We start from the raw sequence: 16,915 nt of genomic DNA on the forward strand, positions 1-16,915 counted from the left end.
CTGCCCGACCAGATCAACCACCGCGGCCTGCGGCTGGAGGCGTCGGTGATCCTCAGCCTTGCGGAATCGCTTGCGTCGCGGCTCCGGGTGCGCGATCCCATGAAGAAACGCGTGGAGCTGCGGGCGCATCAGAAGATGTACGCCATGGCCCGTGGCCTCGCGCGCGGCTTTGGAATGGGCTGACGCATGACCGCACCGCTGTCCGACTCCGCCCCGCGCGGCACCGCCGAATCGCCGGCGTCCGTCGCGGGACGTTCGGGCAGCACCTTCTATTGGCCCATGCTGCTGCTGCCGCGCTCCAAGCGCGCGGCGATGTTCGCCATCTACGCCTATTGCCGCCACGTCGACGACATCGTCGACGAGCCGGGCGACCCGGACGCCAAGCGCCGGGCGCTCGATTCGTGGCGGCAGGAGATCCGCCAGCTCTACGCCGGCCACGCCCCCGCCACGCCCCTGTCCGCCGCGCTGAAGGGCGCCATCGACCGCTACGGCCTGCCGCGCGGCGAGCTGGAGGCGGTGATCGACGGCATGGCGATGGACTTGGCCGGCGTCATGCGCGGTCCGGACCTCGACACCCTCACGCTCTATTGCCGGCGCGTGGCGGGCGCCGTGGGGCTGCTGGCGATCCGCGTCTTCGACCGGGCCGAGCCGGCGACCGAGGCCTTCGCCGTGGCGCTGGGCGAGGCGCTGCAGCTCACCAACATCCTGCGCGACGTGGTGGAGGACGCCGGGCTCGGCCGCCTCTACCTGCCGCGCGACCTGCTTGCGGCGGCCGGCATCGAGGCGACCGACCCGGCGGCCGTCCTCACTCACCCCAACCTGCCCGCCGTGTGCGCCGCCCTGGCGTCGCGCGCCGAGGCCCGCTTCGCGGAAGCTGAGCGCTGGCTTGCCAAATGCCGCAAGGGGCGCCTGTGGGCCGCCGTCGCCATGATGGTGCTGTACCGCCGGCTGCTGGTCCGGCTGCAGGCACGCGGCTGGAACGACCTGTCGCGGGGCGTGCGCCTGCACAAGCGCGCCTGCGCCTGGGTGACCCTGCGCTGCATGCTCGGCTACCCGCCGGCCTCGTGACCGCAGCATCGTGATTGGGCCGTCGTGAGCATCGTCCACGTCATCGGTGCCGGCATGGCCGGCTTGGCCTGCGCGGTTCGGCTGACCGCGGCGGGCGTGCGCGTGATCGTCCACGAGGCGGCGCCGCAGGCCGGCGGCCGCAGCCGCTCCTTCCACGACGCCACGCTGGGCCGCACGGTCGACAACGGCAGCCACCTGATGCTGAGCGGCAACCGCGCGCTCCTCGGCCTGCTCGCCACCGTCGGCGCCGCGGATCGCCTGGAGGTGGTGCGGCCGGCCGCCTTCCCGTTCATCGACCTGCGCACGGGCGGGTCCTGGACGCTGCGGCCCGGCGGGCTGTGGCTGTTCGACCCCACCCGGCGCGTTCCCGGCAGCCGGCCCGGCGACTATCTGGCCGCGCTGAGGACGCTGTTCGCCGGGCCGGGCGCCAGCGTCGCCGATGTCCTGCCGCCCAGGGGAGCCTTGTACGACCGCCTGTGGGCGCCGCTCGCCATCGCCGGGCTCAATGGCGCGCCGGACCGCGTCTCCGCCCGCCTGTTCGGCGCCATCCTGCGCGAGACGCTGCTGCGCGGCGAGGCGCACTGCCGGCCGCTGATCGCGCGCGACGGGCTGTCGGCGACGCTGGTAGAGCCGGCGGTGGCGTGGCTGAGTGCGCACGGCGTCGAGGTCCGCCTGGGCAGCCGCGTGGACGGCCTGGACGTGGATGGCCTGGAAGGGGCCGGGGGACGCGTGGCGGCGCTGAGCGTGGCCGGCGCCTCCCTGCCCCTGGGTGCGGCGGATCGCGTCATCCTGGCGGTGCCGCCCTGGGCGGCGGAACGGCTCCTGCCCGGCCTGACGGTGCCGCCGCCCGGCCGGGCCATCGTCAACGCGCACTTCCGGCTGGACCAGCCGCCCGCCCTGCCCGGCGGCCTGCCCTTCCTGGGCCTGATCGGCGGCGCGGCCGAGTGGCTGTTCGCGCGCGGCGACGTGCTGTCCGTCACCGTCAGCAACGCCGACGCCCTCGCCGACCAGCCGGCCGACGCGGTCGCCGCCGTCCTGTGGGCCGACGTGGCGCGGGCCCTGAACCTGAGCGGTCCGGTACCGCCGTCGCGTGTGGTGAAGGAGCGGCGGGCGACCTTCGACCAGGCGCCCGAACATACCGCCAAGCGGCCCGCCGCCCGCGCCGGACTCGGGAACCTGTTCCTCGCCGGGGACTGGGTGGACACCGGCCTGCCGGCCACGCTGGAGGGCGCCGTCCGATCGGGCGAGGCCGCGGCAAAGACGGTCCTGACCGCCAGTCGTACCACTTTTGCGCCTCTCTGCCGTTTTCCGGCCTTTCCTTTGCGGCGCAGCGGACATATTTGACGGGGCGGAGGTGGCCACGTTCTCCAGCACGGCCGCCCCGCCCAGGGAATCACACAATAAAAGAGGGTATTTTCCTATGGCGTTCGAACTGCCCCCGCTCCCGTACGCGTATGATGCGCTGGAGCCGTACATGTCGTCGCAGACCCTGCATCTGCACCACGACAAGCACCACCAGACCTACGTCACCAACCTGAACAACCTGACCAAGGACTCGCCGCTGGCCAACGCCAGCCTGGAGGAGGTCATCAAGCAGTCGGTCGGTGACGCCTCGAAGGTCGGCCTCTTCAACAACGCCGGTCAGGTGTGGAACCACACCTTCTACTGGCAGTGTATGAAGAAGAATGGCGGCGGCGCCATTCCGGGCGAGCTGGAGAAGCGCATCGTCGATGCCTTCGGCAGCGTCGACAAGTTCAAGGAGGAGTTCTCGCAGGCCGCCATCACGCAGTTCGGCTCGGGCTGGGCGTGGCTGTACCTGGACGGCGACACTCTGAAGATCGGCAAGACCGGCAACGCCGACACGCCGCTGGCGCACGGCCACAAGCCGCTGCTGACCGTCGATGTGTGGGAGCACGCCTACTACGTCGACTACCAGAACCGCCGCGCGGACTTCGTGAAGGCGTTCATGGACAGCCTGATCGACTGGGAATTCGTCGCCCAGCAGCTGAAGGCCTGACGTACGCCGGCACGTACACGCGTACGTCATGGAAAAGGGGCCCTCCGGGGCCCCTTTTTAATGCGCTCAAGCCATCTTTGACATTTACACCGGAAGCAGCGCCGCCGCCACGCGCCGCCCTTCGGCGAGCAGGACGTTGTAGGTGCGGCAGGCCGCCCCAGTGTCCATGACATCGACGACGATGCCGGCGGCCCGCAGGTCACGGCGCAGGACGCTGGGCAGCAGCTGCATCTTGGGGCCGGAGCCGAGAAGCAGGATCTCCACCTTCGGCTCGGCGTCCCGCACCGCGGCGAAGCTCTCCACGGTCAAATCGGCGAAGTCCGTCACGTCCCAGGGGATCGTCCGGTCGGGAAACACGATGACCGGCCCGGCGCGCCATTCGCTGCGGATGCAGAACTGCCCTTCCCCGTACCCATCGATGACCTGCCGGTCCGCCGGAATGAGCGGCGTGATGTCCATCTCGAACCCCTAAATAGCCGGGATCCAAGGGCCTGCGGCCCTTGGCAGGGAGCGCGAGGGGCGGCGCCCCTCGCATCACGCTCACGGCGCCGCGGAGGTGGCCGCCGGCTGGGCGGCTTCCGGCTGGCCGCGGCGCAGCCGGTTCTCGCCCAGGAACAGCAAGATGGGGGCGGCGATGAAGATCGACGAGGAGGTCGCCAGGAAAATGCCGAAGATCAGCACGATGCCGAAGTCCTGCAGCGCCTCGCCGCCGAAGATCGCCAGGGGCAGGATCGACAGCAGCGTGGACAGCGACGTGCCCAGCGTGCGGTTCAGCGTCTCGTTGATGGACAGGTCGATCAGTTCGCGGAGCGGCATCTTCTTGTAGATGCGCAGGTTCTCGCGCATGCGGTCATAGACCACGACCTTGTCGTTGATCGAATAGCCCATGATGGTCAGGATCGCGGCGATCGCCACCAGGTTGAACTGGATGTCGGTGACCACGTAGAAGCCGATGGTCTTGGTCACGTCCAGCAGCAGCGTCACCACCGCGCCGGCGCCGAACTGCCATTCGAAGCGGAACCAGATGTAGACCAGCATCGCCACCATGGCGAGGCCGAGCGCCAGCATGCCGTTGTAGAACAGCTCGCCCGACACCGAGGCGCCCACCGCCTCGACACGGCGCACGACGGTGCCCGGCACCTCCTTGGCCAGCGTGGCGCGGACGAGGTCGGCGGCCTTCTGCTGGGCCGCGTCGTCGCCCGGCTGACGCTCCAGGCGGATCAGCACGTCCTGGGGCGAGCCGAACTCCTGCAGCGCCACCGGCCCCAGGTTCAGGGCACCCAGCTTGTGCCGCAGCTCCGGGAAGTTGGCGGCCTGCGGCGTGCGGGCCTCGATGACGATGCCGCCCGCGAAGTCGATGCCGTAGTTCAGGCCGGGGTAGAAATACAGGAACACCGAAGCGACCGACAGGACGATCGACAGGAGGATGCCGGCGTGCCGGCCCTTCATGAAGGCGATGCGGGTGTTGTCGGGAACGAGGCGCAGATGGAACATGGGTCGTACCTTCTCACACCGGCAGGGCGGCCGGCTTCGTCCGGCGCAGCCAGACCACCATCATCAGGCGGACCAGCACGGTTGCGGTGAACATCGAGGTGAGGATGCCGAAGGTGATCGTCACGGCGAAGCCCTTCACCGTGCCGACGCCGAAGATGAACAGCAGCGCCATCTTGATGACGGTGGTCAGGTTGGCGTCGACGATGGTGCTGTAGGCGCGGTGGTAGCCGGCCTCCATGGAGGCGAAGACGGTGCGGCCCTTCTTGGCTTCCTCGCGGATGCGTTCGTTGATCAGGATGTTGGCGTCCACCGACAGGCCCAGCGTCAGCAGCACGCCGGCGATGCCCGGCAGCGTCAGCGTGGCCTGCAGGACCGACAGCGCCGCCAGCGTCAGCACGACGTTCACCAGCAGCGCCAGACAGGCGAAGATGCCGAACAGTCCGTACGACGCGATCATGTAGACGCACACCAGCACGAAGCCGACGGCGACCGAGATCAGGCCGGCGCGGATCGAATCGGCGCCCAGGTCGGGGCCGACGGTGCGCTCCTCGATCACCCGCAGCGGCGCTGGCAGGGCGCCGGCGCGCAGCAGCACGGCGAGGTCGTTGGCCGACTGCGCGGTGAAGTTGCCGCTGATCTGGCCGCGGCCACCGGTGATCGGCTCGCGGATGACGGGCGCGCTGATCACCTTGTTGTCCAGCACGATGGCGAACGGCCGGCCGACGTTGGCCTTGGTCACCTCGGCGAAGCGGCGGGCACCGACGCTGTCGAACTCGAAATTGACGATCCACTCGGCCGTCTGCGAGTTCATGGAGGCCTGGGCGTTGGTCAGGTTGGCGCCGTCGACCTCCACCTTGCGGCGGATGACATAGCTCTGCTGACCCCGGCCGCCCTCGGTGCTGGGCAGGATCTCGGAGCCCGGAGGGGCGCGGCCGACGGTCGGGTCGGCGTTCGGGTCGACCAGACGGAAGGTCATCTTGGCGGTGGTGCCCAGCAGCCGCTTGATGCGGTCGGGATCCTCGACGCCGGGCAGCTGGACCAGGATGCGGTCGGTGCCCTGGCGGGCGATGATCGGCTCGGCGACGCCCGTCTCGTCGATGCGGCGGCGGACGATCTCGATGGACTGCTCCACCGCCTGGGTGGCGCGGTCGCGCAGCGCCTGATCGGACAGCGTCGCCGTCACCGTGGAGCCCGACGCGCCGACGTCCAGGTCCGGCACGCCGCCGCCCAGCGCCCCGCTGCCCACCCGCACGGCGAGCTGGCGGAGCTGGCGCACCGCCTCCTCGACCTGGTTGGGATCGCGGACCTGCACGGTGACCGAGCGGTCGCCCGGCGTCAGGCCGGTGTAGCCGATGTTGGCCTGGCGCAGCTGCGTGCGCGTGGAATCGACGAGGGTCTCGACGCGGTCGCGGATGACCGCGCTCATGTCCACTTCGAGCAGCAGGTGCGACCCGCCGCGCAGGTCGAGGCCGAGGCTGACGCGGTTCTGCGCGTACCATTGCGGCAGCGCCGACAGCGTCTCCCGGCTCAGGAAGTTCGGCAGGCTCAGGAGCACCCCGGCCACGCAGACGGCCAGGATGAGGGTGATCTTCCACCGCGCGAAATACAGCATGCTCGAACGCCGTCCCTATAGCGAACCGGGCCGCCCGGACGGACGGCCCCCTCTACTCCCTGTCTGGCCGGCCGGCTCAGGCGGCCGGCTTCTCGCCCGTCTCGCCCTTGGCCGGCTCGGTCTTGGCCAGCACCAGATTGATGGTGGAGCGCAGGCAGCGCACGCGCACGCCCTCGGCGATCTCGACCACCACCTCGTCGCCGGTGTCGACCTTCACGACGGTGCCGATGATGCCGCCGCCGGTGACCACGCGGTCACCGCGCCGCAGCGCTTCCAGCATCGCCTTGTGCTCCTTCATCTTCTTCTGCTGCGGACGGATCAGCAGGAAGTAGAAGACGACGAAGATGAGGATGAGCGGGGCGAATTGAATCAGCATGTCGCCGCCGCCCGCCGCAGGCGCGGCGGTCTGAGCGTAGGCCGTGGAGACGAACATCCTGGAGCTCCTTATCGTTGGTCGGTGCCGGCGGGCATTTGGACGCCGCGACTATAGCGGTCCTCGCCGGTGATGCAATGGATTAGGCTGGGCAACAGGCCGGGGAACGGGCCGGGGCCGGTCAGCGTCGCGGTATCCGGGAATCGATGATGGCGAAGAAGATCAGCAGCCGGCGCACGCACGGCGGCGCCACCGGCTCCACGCCGTGGAAGGACCGGTCGGACGGCGAATAGGTCAGCAGGTGGTTCGGCCGGTACGGCGCATGGCCCACCAGTTCGAAATCCTCGCGCGGGTAGCGGTCGAAGCCGCGGCCGCGGAACTCCGGGTCGCGCGGGCGGTAGAGCGCCGTGCCCAGCTGCGGCGCGCCGCCGTCCTCCGGCACGTCGTTCTCCGGCATGTAGACGAGCATGGAGAACAACGTCGCCTCCATGTCCGTGTGCGGCAGCATGGCGTGGCCGGCGTGGTCCTCGATGATGCGGGCGACGAGCATCGGCGGCCGGCCCGTCCACTTCAGCTTCTCGCGGATCTGCGGGAAGCGGTCGGACATCAGCTCGACCACGTCCGGGTTGAACAGCGCGTCGCGCACCTCCCGCCACACCGCCGCGCGCTCGGGCGGCTGGGTGGCCAGCCACTTGTCGTCGATGACCGCCTGGAAGCGCAGCGGCAGGTCGCCAAGCTGGAGCAGGCGCAGCTCCTCCGTCACCGGCCAGTGGGCGACGGCGCGGGCGTAGAGGTCGTCGGGCAGGATGCCGGGCACGACGCAATGGGGGAACGGGTCGGTGTCGACCGGCGTCTCGTGCAGCCGGCGCAGAACGTGCGCGGCGCTCGCGTTCGTGGAAACATCATTGTCCGTCGCGCACAACATCGGCATGCCTTTCCCCTGGTTTGCGCAACAGACGATAGCGGCGCGGCCGTTCCGCCGCAACGCCGCCCGCGCGTTCCCGTGGCGCCGCACCTTGTTCACCGCACCTTGTTCGCCAACATGGCGCGGTAGTACGCTCCGCACCCCCGCGCCCATTGCCCGCGCCCATCGAGAATCACGAGCGACCATGTCCGAGTCCGAACTGCTGCCGCTGCTGACCCGCATCGCCGATGCGCTGGACCGCCTCGCCCCGCCCAAGCGCCCGCCGGTCGACTTCGCCGCCGCCGACGCCTTCGTCTGGCACGCCGACCCCGACCGGCTGGACCCCGTGCCGGTGGTGAACCGCATCGACATCGACCTGCTGCAGGGCATCGAGCGCCAGCGCGACATCCTGCTGGCCAACACCCGCCACTTCGCCGCCGGGCTGCCGGCCAACAACGCGCTGCTGTGGGGTGCCCGCGGCACCGGCAAGTCGTCCATCGTCAAGGCGGTGCACGCCACCGTGGCGGCCGAGAACCCCGGCGCCCTGGCGCTGGTGGAGATCCACCGCGAGGACATCCCCACCCTGCCCCGCCTGCTGGCGCTGCTGAAGACGTCCGAACGGCGCTTCATCCTGTTCTGCGACGACCTGTCGTTCGACGCCGGGGACGAGCACTACAAGTCGCTGAAGGGCGTTCTGGAGGGCGGCGTCGAGGGGCGGCCGGAGAACGTGGTGTTCTACGCCACCTCCAACCGCCGCCACCTGATGTCGCGCGACATGATCGAGAACGAGCGCTCCACCGCCATCCACGCCAGCGAGGCGGTGGAGGAGAAGGTGTCGCTGTCCGACCGCTTCGGCCTGTGGCTGGGCTTCCACAACTTCGACCAGCCGACGTTCTTCGCCACCATCGAGACCTACGCCCGCCACTTCAATCTCGACATCCCGGTCGAGCAACTGCACGCCGAGGCGGTCGAGTGGTCGGTGACGCGCGGCGGCCGGTCGGGCCGCGTCGCGTGGCAGTTCATCCAGGACCTTGCCGGCCGGCTGGGGAAACCCCTTCGCTGACCTGCTGGCTGCCGTCGAGGTGCTCGCGGGGGTCCACGGCGTGGCTCCCCTTGCGCACCTCGAAGTGCAGCTGCGGGCTGGTCACGGTGCCGCTCTGCCCGACGCGGCCGATCACCTGCCCGCGCTTCACGCTGGCGCCGCGCTCCACCTCCATGCGGTCCAGGTGGGCGTAGGCGGTGATCCAGCCGTCGGCGTGGCGGACCAGCAGCAGGTTGCCGAATCCGCGCAGCTCGTTGCCGGAATAGGCGACCACCCCGTTGTCGGCGGCGATGACCGGCGTACCCTTGGGGGCCGCGATGTTGACGCCGTCGTTGTGCATGCCGTCGGGCTTCGGCCCGAAGGGCGACAGCAACTTCCCCTTCACCGGCCATAGGAAGCGCGCCCCGCCGCGTGGGGGCGGCGCGGCCTCGGCCTTGGGCGGCGCCGCGACGGCGACCTCCTGCGGCGCGACCGGCGGCGCGGCGGCGGGTGGTGGTGCGGCGGCGGGGGTCACCGGAGCCATGCTGTCGGCGGGCGGCGGCGCGGGCTTTGCGCCCGGCGGGCGCAGCGACTTGGGCGCCTCGCCCGGCTGGAAGGACACGCCCGGCTCCCCCGCGGACGGCGAGGCGCCGCCCACGGGCGGCGTCGGCGGCAGCGGCACGGCCGCAACCTTGGGTGACGCAGACGCAGCGGCCGACGCGGCAGTCGACGGCGCGGCGGATGCGACCGACGCGGCGGCGCCGGCCGCTACACCCGCGGCGCTTGCGGCGCCCGGCGGCGGCAGTTCGCTGGTCTGGATGCCGCCGCGCACCGGCGGCTTCGATGGCGGCGGGCCGGTCAGCGGCACCGGGCCGCCGGACGGGGCCGGCGTCTCGGCCGCGCCCGACGCCTCCGCCGTCTCGAACGTGCGCTGGCCGCCGGACGGCAGGCGCAGGGGCTGGCCGGTCTTCACCGCATAGGGGGCCGACAGGCTGTTGAGCCGCGACAGCTCCGTCACCTCGACGTTGAACATGCGCGAGATGCCGTAGAGCGTGTCGCCCTTCTGCACCACGTACTGGCGCGAGGCCGGCAGCACCAGCCGCTGGCCGGGCTCAAGGTTGTAGGGCGGAGAGAGGCGGTTGACCTCGATCAGGTCGCGCAGCGGCACGTTGTAGCGGCGCGACAGCGTGTACAGCGTGTCGCCGCGCGCCACGACGACGGCGCCGCCGGCCGACTCCGGAATCTGTCCGACGTTGGTGACGGGGGCGAGCGGGCCGGTGCGCTGGCAGGCCGACAGGGCGGGCACCAGGAGCGCGGCGGCGAGGATCAGACGCGCGCTCACGACGGATGCGCGCGCTCCTCCACGTCCTGGTCGGACAGCAGCGGAACGAAACGGACGGGCCACAGCTCCTCCCGATGGAGACCGGTTTCGGTGCGCCGGATGCGGACCACGCGCTGTTCGCCGTAGCCCCCACCCAACGGGATGACCATGACACCACCAATGGAGAGCTGATCCGTCAAGTCCTTTGGCGGTTCGGGTCCGCCGGCGGCTGTGACCATGATGCGTTCGAAGGGTGCCTGCTCCGGCCAGCCGCGCGTGCCGTCGCCATGGCGCGAGGTGATGTTGTGCAACTTCAGCGTGCGGAAACGATGCTCGGCCTCGTGCAGCAGCGGCCGGTGCCGCTCCACCGTGTAGACGCGCCGGCACAGCCGCGACAGGACGGCGGCCTGATAGCCGGAGCCGGTGCCGATCTCCAGCACCTTGTGCCGGTCGTGCACGTCCAGCGCCTGGGTCATCAGCGCCACGATCAGCGGCTGGCTGATGGTCTGGCCCAGGTCGATGGGCAGGGCCGTGTCCTCCCACGCCTGATCGTGGAAGGACGGCGGCACGAACATCTCGCGCGGGATCCGCTCGATCACGCCCAGCACCTTCGTGTCGGTCACGCCCGACCGGCGGAGCTGCATGATCAAACGGATCTTGCGCGCGTCGATGCTCATGCGGTCACGCGAAGGCCTGCCTCAGGGTCTGAACGGTCGGGGTGTGGGTGAGGTCGAGGAACAGCGGCGTCACCGCGATGCCGCCGTTGAACACCACGTGGATGTCCGTGTCCGGCGCCACGTCGGCCTCGCCGCGCAGGGTGCCGATCCAGAAATACGGGCGGCCGCGCGGGTCGACGCGCTCCATCAGCTCGTCGCCGATCTTGCGCTTGCCGTGGCGCACCACCTGGATACCGGTCACCTTGTCCGGCTCCACCGCCGGGAAGTTGACGTTCAGCAGCACGTTCTTCGGCCACGCCACCGTCACCGCCTTGCGGATGACGTCGGCGCCCCACTTCTCCGGCGTCGCCCAGTTGACCGGGCCGCCGTTCTCGATGTGCTGGCTGAGCGCCACGGCCGGCACGCCCAGCAGCGTCGCCTCCATGGCGGCGGCGATGGTGCCGGAATAGGTGACGTCCTCGCCGATGTTGGAGCCCTGGTTGACGCCGGACAGCACCAGCGTCGGCCGCGCGTCCTTCATCACGTGGTTGATCGCCAGCAGCACGCAGTCGGTGGGCGTGCCGTCCACCGTGAAGCGCTTCTCCCCCAGCTTGCGCAGGCGCAGCGGCCGGTTGATGGTCAGCGAGTGGCTGGCCGCCGACTGCTCCATCTCGGGGGCCACCACCCAGACGTCGTCGCTGAGCGACCGGGCGATCTTCTCCAGGACCGTCAGGCCGGTGGCGTGGATGCCGTCGTCGTTGGTGACGAGGATGCGGGTCTTCGACAGGTCCAGCGGAAGTTCAAACATTCATTCCAATCCTCTCCAGCCCTCCCATGTAGGGCCGGAGCGCTTCGGGAACCAGGATCGAGCCGTCGGGCTGCTGGTAGTTCTCCAGCACGGCGATGAGGCAGCGCCCCACCGCGACGCCCGAGCCGTTGAGGGTGTGGACGAACTGCGTCTGCTTCTCGCCCTTCATACGGCAGCGTGCCTTCATGCGGCGCGCCTGGAAATCGCCGCAGTTGGAGCAGCTCGAAATCTCGCGGTAGGCGTTCTGCCCCGGCAGCCACACCTCCACGTCGTAGGTCTTGCGGGCCGAGAAGCCCATGTCGCCGGTGCACAGCACGATGGTGCGGTACGGCAGGCCCAGGCGCTGCAGCACCGTCTCGGCGCACTGGGTCATGCGCTCGTGCTCGGCCTCCGACTGGTCCGGGGCCGTGATGGAGACCATCTCGACCTTCCAGAACTGGTGCTGGCGGATCATGCCGCGCGTGTCCTTGCCGGCCGACCCGGCCTCGGCCCGGAAACACGGCGTGAGCGCGGTGAACCGGTAGGGGAGCCCCTCGGTGTCCAGGATCTGGTCGTTGACCAGGTTGGTCAGCGGCACCTCCGACGTCGGGATCAGGTAGTGGTCGGAGTTGGTGCGGAACAGGTCCTCGGCGAACTTCGGCAGCTGGCCGGTGCCGAACAGCGCGTTGTCGCGCACCATCAGCGGCGGCGCCACTTCGGTGTAGCCGTGCTCGGCCGTGTGCAGGTCCAGCATGAACTGCGCCAGCGCCCGCTCCAGCCGCGCCAGCCCGCCCTTCAGCACCGTGAAGCGCGCGCCCGACATGCGGGCCGCCGCCTCGAAGTCCATGAGGCCGAGCTTCTCGCCCAGCTCATAATGCTCCTTCGGGTTGGCGATCGGCTTGGGTTCGCCCCAGCGGCGGATCTCCACGTTGGCCGATTCGTCCGGACCTTCCGGCACGTCGTCGGCCGGCAGGTTGGGCAGCGAGGCCAGATAGGTGTCCAACTCGGCGCCCAGCGTGCGCTCCTCCTCCTCGACCTGCGGCAGCCGCTCCTTGAGCTGCGCCATCTCGTCGAGGATGGGCTGCACGTCGCGCCCTTCCTTCTTGGCGAGGCCGATGTCCTTCGCCGCCTCGTTGCGCCGCGCCAGCATCTCCTGCAGCCGCGTCTGCGCCGCGCGCCGCCGCAGGTCGAGGTCGAGCACCACGGACGACAGCGGATCCAGCCCCCGGCGGGTCAGGCCGCGGTCGAAGGCCTCGGGGTTCTCACGGATGGCGCGGAGGTCGTGCATGGCGGTTCGGCATTTTTTGGAAAAGGTGGGAGGCCGGTTATAGTGCGCATCCCCAAACAAATCCAGAGCGCCCCGTCCCCCGCCACGCCTACGCCCTCGCTTGCCTTGTGCCCGGGAACATTTGTGCTAATTACTTACCCGAGTATGTTCCGCCACCCCGACGGTCGGCGGGGCCACATGCAGCCGCCACGGTAGGGTGATGATCCTCGATTCCCGGACACTCGTGGTGGTTACGCTGCTGATGGCCCTCGTCATGGCGGCGGCCCATCTGCTGACGTGGCACGTCAACCGCGGCATCCGTTCCCTGCGCTACGCCGTCGTCTGCGACGTGCTCGTGGCGGTTGCCGTGCTTCTGGTCACGATGCGCGGGCCGGAGCCGTCGCTCTGGACGATGGCGGCGACCAACGCGGCGTTCGTCGGTGCCTACGTCTCCATTTATCTGGCGATTCGCTCCTTCACCAAGAGCCACGTTCCGGGCTCGTGGATTGTGGCGCTGGTGATGGTGTACGTGTCCCTGATCGCCCTATCCATCGCCGCCGGCAGCATCAACGGACGTCTCGCCACCGCGACTGGCTTCGTCTGCGTCATGTGCCTGCTGTGCGGCGTGGACCTGCTGCGCAACGCGCGGTGGGCGGTGCGCACCTCGGCCGGGGTCGTCGGCCTCGTGTTCCTCGGGCATGCCGCGTTCGCCGGCCTGCGCTCCGCCTCCACCATCCTGGAAAATCCCCTGCCCGACCTTCTGGCGCCCAGCATGGTGCAGAGCCTGGGGTTCCTGGAGGCGATCGGGGCGATGCTGGCGTTCGGCATCGGCTTCATCGTCATGACGACGGAACGGCTGCAGGCCGACCTCCGACAGGCGGCCACCTACGATTCGCTGACCGGCATCTTCAACCGCAGCGCCTTCCTGGCGCTGGCCGAGAGCACCTTCGCCCGCGCCCACCGGTCCGGCGAGGCGTTCGCCCTGCTCCTCATCGACATCGACCATTTCAAGCGCATCAACGACAGCTTCGGCCATCAGGCCGGCGACACCGTGCTGCGCGCCTTCACCGCCGCCGTCACCGCCGAACTGCGCCAGGGCGACGTCTTCGGCCGCTACGGCGGGGAGGAGTTCTGCGTGCTGCTGCCCGGCACGCGCATGGACGGCGCGCTGATCGTGGCCGAGCGCCTGCGCGTGACGCTGCGCGACCTGCTGGTGGAGCACGAAGGCAACGTGATCTCCACCAGCGTCAGCATCGGCGCCGCCGACACGCAGGACGCCCCGCACACCTTCGACGAGATGCTGGCGGAGGCCGACCGGGCGCTCTACCGCGCCAAGGCCACGGGCCGCGACCGCGTCGTCGCTGCCGGGCTCGTTCCCGCCTGACGGCCCTTACGCTTCAGGTCTTACGTTTCCGCCGCTTCGCTCTGGGCGCGCTTCTTTTCCATGGAGATGCCGATCCAGATGGAAATCTCGTAGAGCATCAGCATCGGGATGGCGAGGCTGACCTGGCTGATCACGTCGGGCGGCGTCAGGATGGCGGCGGCGATGAAGACGAAGACGATCGCGTAGCGGCGCTTTTCCCGAAGCGTCGTCGTGGTCAGCAGGCCGGCGCGGATCAGCAGGGTCAGCAGCACCGGCAGCTGGAAGGCGATGCCGAAGGCGAAGATCAGCGCCATCACCAGCGACAGGTACTCGCCGACGCGCGCCTCGAACTCGATGGGCAGTTCGCCCTCGGTGGCCGGGTGGAACTCGAAGCCCAGGAAGAACTGCCACGCCATCGGGAAGACGAGGTAGTAGACCATTGCCCCGCCCAGGAAGAACAGGAACGGCGTCGCCGCCAGAAAGGGCAGAAAGGCCTTGCGCTCGTGCTTGTACAGGCCGGGCGCCACGAACATCCAGATCTGGCTGGCGATGACCGGGAAGGCCAGGAAGCAGCCGGCCCAGAACGCCACCTTGATGTAGGTGAAGAACGCCTCCGTCAGGCCGGTGTAGATCATCCGGCGCCCCTGCCCCGCCAGCAGATCGGCGAGCGGCTGCACCAGGAAATTGTAGATCTTGTCCGAAACCATGTAGCACAGCAGGAACGCGATCAGCAGCGCTCCCACGGAATACATCAGCCGGTTGCGCAGTTCGATCAGATGATCGATCAGCGGCATCTTGCTGTCGTCGAGATCGTCCGGAATTTCGGTCGGGTTTTCCGTAGCCACGGCGGTCACACGGTCTTGTCAGGTGTGGCGGGCGGCGGGGAAGCCGCGGCGGTGGCCGGCTCCGGCGCCTTCTCGGGCTCCGGCGCGGCGGCGGACGGTGTCGTTCCGGCGGGCAGCGTCACCGGCGGTTCGGTGGCGGGCCGGGGCTGTTCCTCTTCCGGCGGGCTGCCGTGGTAGCCGGCGACGCCGCTGGCCTCCGGCGGCAGCTCGAACGCCGCCTTCACGTCGCCGGTCGGGTCGATCGTCTTCTCGACCTCGCGGGCGATGTTGAGGTCGCGCGCCTTCAGCGCCTGCTTCTTCAGCTCGTCCAGCTCCGCCTCGCGCATCATATCGTCGATGTGGGTCTGGAAGTCGCGCGCCACGAAGCGCGCCTTCCGCACCCACTTGCCGAGGGTGTAGATGGCGGAGGGCAGGTCCTTGGGGCCGATGATGACCAGGGCCACCACGGCGATGACCATTATTTCCGACCAGCCGATGTCGAACATGCGTCCTCAAGTCTCACGGCGCCGCGCCGGGGCACCCCGGGGCGGGATGCCGGCGCGGCGCGGGACACGGTCCCGTCAGGTGCGGGCCGCCTCGTCCTTCTTCACCGTCGTGCCGGCGGCCGGCGGCGGGGCGGGCTGGTTCGGCAGGACCTTGGCGTCGGCGCCCTGCGCCGTCGTCTGCTCGTCCTCGTCCTTCAGGCCGGCCTTGAAGTTCTTGATGCCCTTGGCGAGGTCACCCGCCACCTTCGGCAGCTTTCCGGCGCCGAACAGCAGCAGGACGATGACCAGAACCACAAGCCAATGCCAAATACTGAAGCTTCCCATGACACCCTTTTCCTGAGCGGAGGCCACCCTGTGCGGGCCGGCACTATGGCAGAAAGCGCATCCCCGGCGCAACGTCGCCCGGCCGGGATGCCTTACGAATCAGGTAGGTATTCTGACGGAAAGTGCGTAGACCCCTCCATCAAAAATCGCTAATCCTCAGGATCCCCGCGCTCTTCGGCCACCGGCAGGTCGGCTTCGCCGCTGGCAGCACCCACGCCGTACAGCACCGGCCGCGAATCGAGCAGGCCGGCGGCGCGCAGTTCCTCCACCCCCGGCAGGTCGCGCAGCGATTCGAGGCCGAAGTGGTCGAGGAAGTGGTCGGTGGTGATCCAGGTCAGCGGCCGGCCCGGCGTCTCGCGCCGCCGCCCCGGCCGGATCCAGCCGTGCTCCATCAGGATGTCCAGGGTGCCCTTGCTGGTCGCGACACCGCGGATCTGCTCGATCTCCGCCCGCGTCACCGGCTGGTGGTAGGCGATGATGGCCATCGTCTCGATGGCCGCGCGCGACAGCTTGCGCGAGACCTCCTCCTCCTGGCGCAGCATCGGCGCCAGATCGATGGCGGTGCGGAAGGCCCAGCCGGCCCCCGTGCGCACGAGGTTCACGCCGCGCGGCGCGTAGTGCCGGCGCAGGTCGTCCAGCAACGCCGCGACGTTCGCCCCGGCGCCCAGGCGCCCGGCCAGCGTCTCCTCGTCCAGCGGGTCGGCGGAGGCGAACAGCAGCGCCTCCAGCAGGCGCAGGTTCTGCACCCGCGCCTCGACCTCCTCGGAATTCTTGACCTCTTCGATCATCCGTTTTCCTTCGGGCCTGCGTCTCTCGGCCCCTCGTCCCTCGGGCGGGCGCGGCGCACCCAGATCGGCGCGAAGACGCCGTCCTGGCGCAGTTCCACCTGCCCCGCCTTGGCCAGTTCCAGCGTCGCCGCGAAATGCGCGGCCAGCGCCGAGCGGCCCATCAGCGTGCCTTGCGCCTCGTGCGGCAGGAAACTCTGCAGCGTCGCCCAGTCCGGCATGCGGCCGAGCAGTTCGGACAGCCGCTGCACCGCGTCCTCGATGGAGTAGAGCCGCATCGGCTCCACGTGCAGCACGGAGGTCTCCTTGCGCCGCTTGTGCTCGCCATAGGCCTTCAGCAGGTCGTACAGCGTCACCTGGAACACCGACTTGCGCAGGATGTCGATGTCTTCCGGAGCACCTCGGGCGAACGTGTCGATGCCCACGCGCGGCCGGGCCATCAGCTTGGCCGAGGCCTCCTTCATCGCCTCCAGCCGGCGCAGCTGGAAGGCCAGCGCCTCGGCCATTTCCTGGCCGGACGGCTCGTCCTCCTCCGGCTCGGGGATCAGCAGGCGCGACTTCAGGTAGGCCAGCCACGCCGCCATCACCAGATA

Annotated in this window: 19 protein-coding genes and 1 pseudogene; 6 read left to right on the forward strand and 14 right to left on the reverse strand. The window is 69.7% G+C overall.

Annotation, left to right across the window (positions count from 1 at the left end; translation table 11 throughout):
• The 4 genes and pseudogenes from VED21_RS19285 to VED21_RS19300 all read left to right on the forward strand — a co-directional run.
• Positions 1-183, forward strand: a pseudogene (locus tag VED21_RS19285) (squalene synthase); the annotation flags it as partial.
• A 3-nt stretch (positions 184-186) separates the two neighbouring features.
• Complete coding sequence (gene hpnD, locus VED21_RS19290) at positions 187-1,068, forward strand: presqualene diphosphate synthase HpnD (protein WP_324885005.1); 882 nt, start codon at positions 187-189, stop codon at positions 1,066-1,068.
• A gap of 24 nt (positions 1,069-1,092) precedes the next feature.
• On the forward strand, positions 1,093-2,412 hold the full coding sequence (gene hpnE, locus VED21_RS19295) for a hydroxysqualene dehydroxylase HpnE (protein WP_324885007.1): 1,320 nt from the start codon (positions 1,093-1,095) through the stop codon (positions 2,410-2,412).
• A gap of 76 nt (positions 2,413-2,488) precedes the next feature.
• Positions 2,489-3,085, forward strand: coding sequence for a superoxide dismutase (locus tag VED21_RS19300; protein WP_324885009.1), 597 nt, complete (start codon positions 2,489-2,491; stop codon positions 3,083-3,085).
• An 84-nt stretch (positions 3,086-3,169) separates the two neighbouring features.
• On the opposite strand, the gene VED21_RS19305 is transcribed toward VED21_RS19300, so the two are convergent.
• The 5 genes from VED21_RS19305 to VED21_RS19325 form a co-directional block, all read right to left on the reverse strand.
• Positions 3,170-3,544, reverse strand: a complete 375-nt coding sequence (locus VED21_RS19305; RefSeq protein ID WP_324885011.1) for an Mth938-like domain-containing protein — start codon at positions 3,542-3,544, stop codon at positions 3,170-3,172.
• Between the two features lie 81 nt (positions 3,545-3,625).
• Positions 3,626-4,579, reverse strand: a complete 954-nt coding sequence (gene secF, locus VED21_RS19310) for a protein translocase subunit SecF (RefSeq protein ID WP_324885013.1) — start codon at positions 4,577-4,579, stop codon at positions 3,626-3,628.
• A gap of 13 nt (positions 4,580-4,592) precedes the next feature.
• Positions 4,593-6,191 (reverse strand): protein translocase subunit SecD, encoded by a 1,599-nt coding sequence (gene secD / locus VED21_RS19315; protein ID WP_324885015.1) that lies wholly within the window; start codon positions 6,189-6,191, stop codon positions 4,593-4,595.
• A gap of 76 nt (positions 6,192-6,267) precedes the next feature.
• Positions 6,268-6,624: a preprotein translocase subunit YajC gene (gene yajC, locus VED21_RS19320; RefSeq protein ID WP_324885017.1), complete on the reverse strand. Its 357-nt coding sequence runs from the start codon at positions 6,622-6,624 to the stop codon at positions 6,268-6,270.
• Between the two features lie 121 nt (positions 6,625-6,745).
• Positions 6,746-7,495 carry a hypothetical protein gene (locus VED21_RS19325; protein ID WP_324885019.1) on the reverse strand — a complete coding sequence of 250 codons (750 nt, stop codon included), beginning with the start codon at positions 7,493-7,495 and terminating at the stop codon, positions 6,746-6,748.
• A 178-nt stretch (positions 7,496-7,673) separates the two neighbouring features.
• On the opposite strand from VED21_RS19325, the gene VED21_RS19330 reads away from it, so the two are divergent.
• Positions 7,674-8,531 (forward strand): ATP-binding protein, encoded by an 858-nt coding sequence (locus VED21_RS19330; RefSeq protein WP_324885021.1) that lies wholly within the window; start codon positions 7,674-7,676, stop codon positions 8,529-8,531.
• Here VED21_RS19330 and VED21_RS19335 read toward each other — a convergent pair.
• From VED21_RS19335 to serS, 4 genes are read right to left on the reverse strand one after another with little or no spacing between them, the layout of a single operon-like run.
• Positions 8,488-9,831 carry a LysM peptidoglycan-binding domain-containing M23 family metallopeptidase gene (locus VED21_RS19335; protein ID WP_324885023.1) on the reverse strand — a complete coding sequence of 448 codons (1,344 nt, stop codon included), beginning with the start codon at positions 9,829-9,831 and terminating at the stop codon, positions 8,488-8,490. The genes VED21_RS19330 and VED21_RS19335 overlap by 44 nt on opposite strands.
• Positions 9,828-10,487, reverse strand: coding sequence for a protein-L-isoaspartate(D-aspartate) O-methyltransferase (locus VED21_RS19340; RefSeq protein WP_324885025.1), 660 nt, complete (start codon positions 10,485-10,487; stop codon positions 9,828-9,830). Before VED21_RS19340 ends, VED21_RS19335 begins: the two co-directional genes overlap by 4 nt.
• A 4-nt stretch (positions 10,488-10,491) precedes the next feature.
• Positions 10,492-11,274 (reverse strand): 5'/3'-nucleotidase SurE, encoded by a 783-nt coding sequence (gene surE / locus VED21_RS19345; protein ID WP_324885027.1) that lies wholly within the window; start codon positions 11,272-11,274, stop codon positions 10,492-10,494.
• Positions 11,267-12,541: a serine--tRNA ligase gene (serS, locus tag VED21_RS19350; RefSeq protein ID WP_324885028.1), complete on the reverse strand. Its 1,275-nt coding sequence runs from the start codon at positions 12,539-12,541 to the stop codon at positions 11,267-11,269. Before serS ends, surE begins: the two co-directional genes overlap by 8 nt.
• A 199-nt stretch (positions 12,542-12,740) precedes the next feature.
• Here serS and VED21_RS19355 point away from each other — a divergent pair, with 199 nt between their 5' ends.
• Positions 12,741-13,904, forward strand: coding sequence for a GGDEF domain-containing protein (locus tag VED21_RS19355; protein ID WP_324885030.1), 1,164 nt, complete (start codon positions 12,741-12,743; stop codon positions 13,902-13,904).
• Positions 13,905-13,924: 20 nt separating this feature from the next.
• Here the strand turns inward: VED21_RS19355 and tatC are convergent, their stop codons facing one another.
• From tatC to VED21_RS19380, 5 genes are all read right to left on the reverse strand, one after another.
• Complete coding sequence (tatC, locus tag VED21_RS19360; protein ID WP_324885040.1) at positions 13,925-14,677, reverse strand: twin-arginine translocase subunit TatC; 753 nt, start codon at positions 14,675-14,677, stop codon at positions 13,925-13,927.
• Between the two features lie 56 nt (positions 14,678-14,733).
• Positions 14,734-15,213: a Sec-independent protein translocase protein TatB gene (gene tatB, locus VED21_RS19365; protein WP_324885032.1), complete on the reverse strand. Its 480-nt coding sequence runs from the start codon at positions 15,211-15,213 to the stop codon at positions 14,734-14,736.
• Between the two features lie 75 nt (positions 15,214-15,288).
• Complete coding sequence (locus tag VED21_RS19370) at positions 15,289-15,537, reverse strand: twin-arginine translocase TatA/TatE family subunit (protein ID WP_324885034.1); 249 nt, start codon at positions 15,535-15,537, stop codon at positions 15,289-15,291.
• Between the two features lie 149 nt (positions 15,538-15,686).
• Positions 15,687-16,325, reverse strand: a complete 639-nt coding sequence (gene scpB, locus VED21_RS19375) for an SMC-Scp complex subunit ScpB (RefSeq protein ID WP_324885036.1) — start codon at positions 16,323-16,325, stop codon at positions 15,687-15,689.
• Positions 16,322-16,915 (reverse strand): ScpA family protein (locus VED21_RS19380; RefSeq protein ID WP_324885038.1); only part of this gene is annotated, 594 nt, incomplete at its 5' end. The genes VED21_RS19380 and scpB, both read right to left, overlap by 4 nt.

Source organism: Azospirillum sp., from assembly GCF_035627195.1.
Classification (GTDB): Bacteria; Pseudomonadota; Alphaproteobacteria; order Azospirillales; family Azospirillaceae; genus Azospirillum.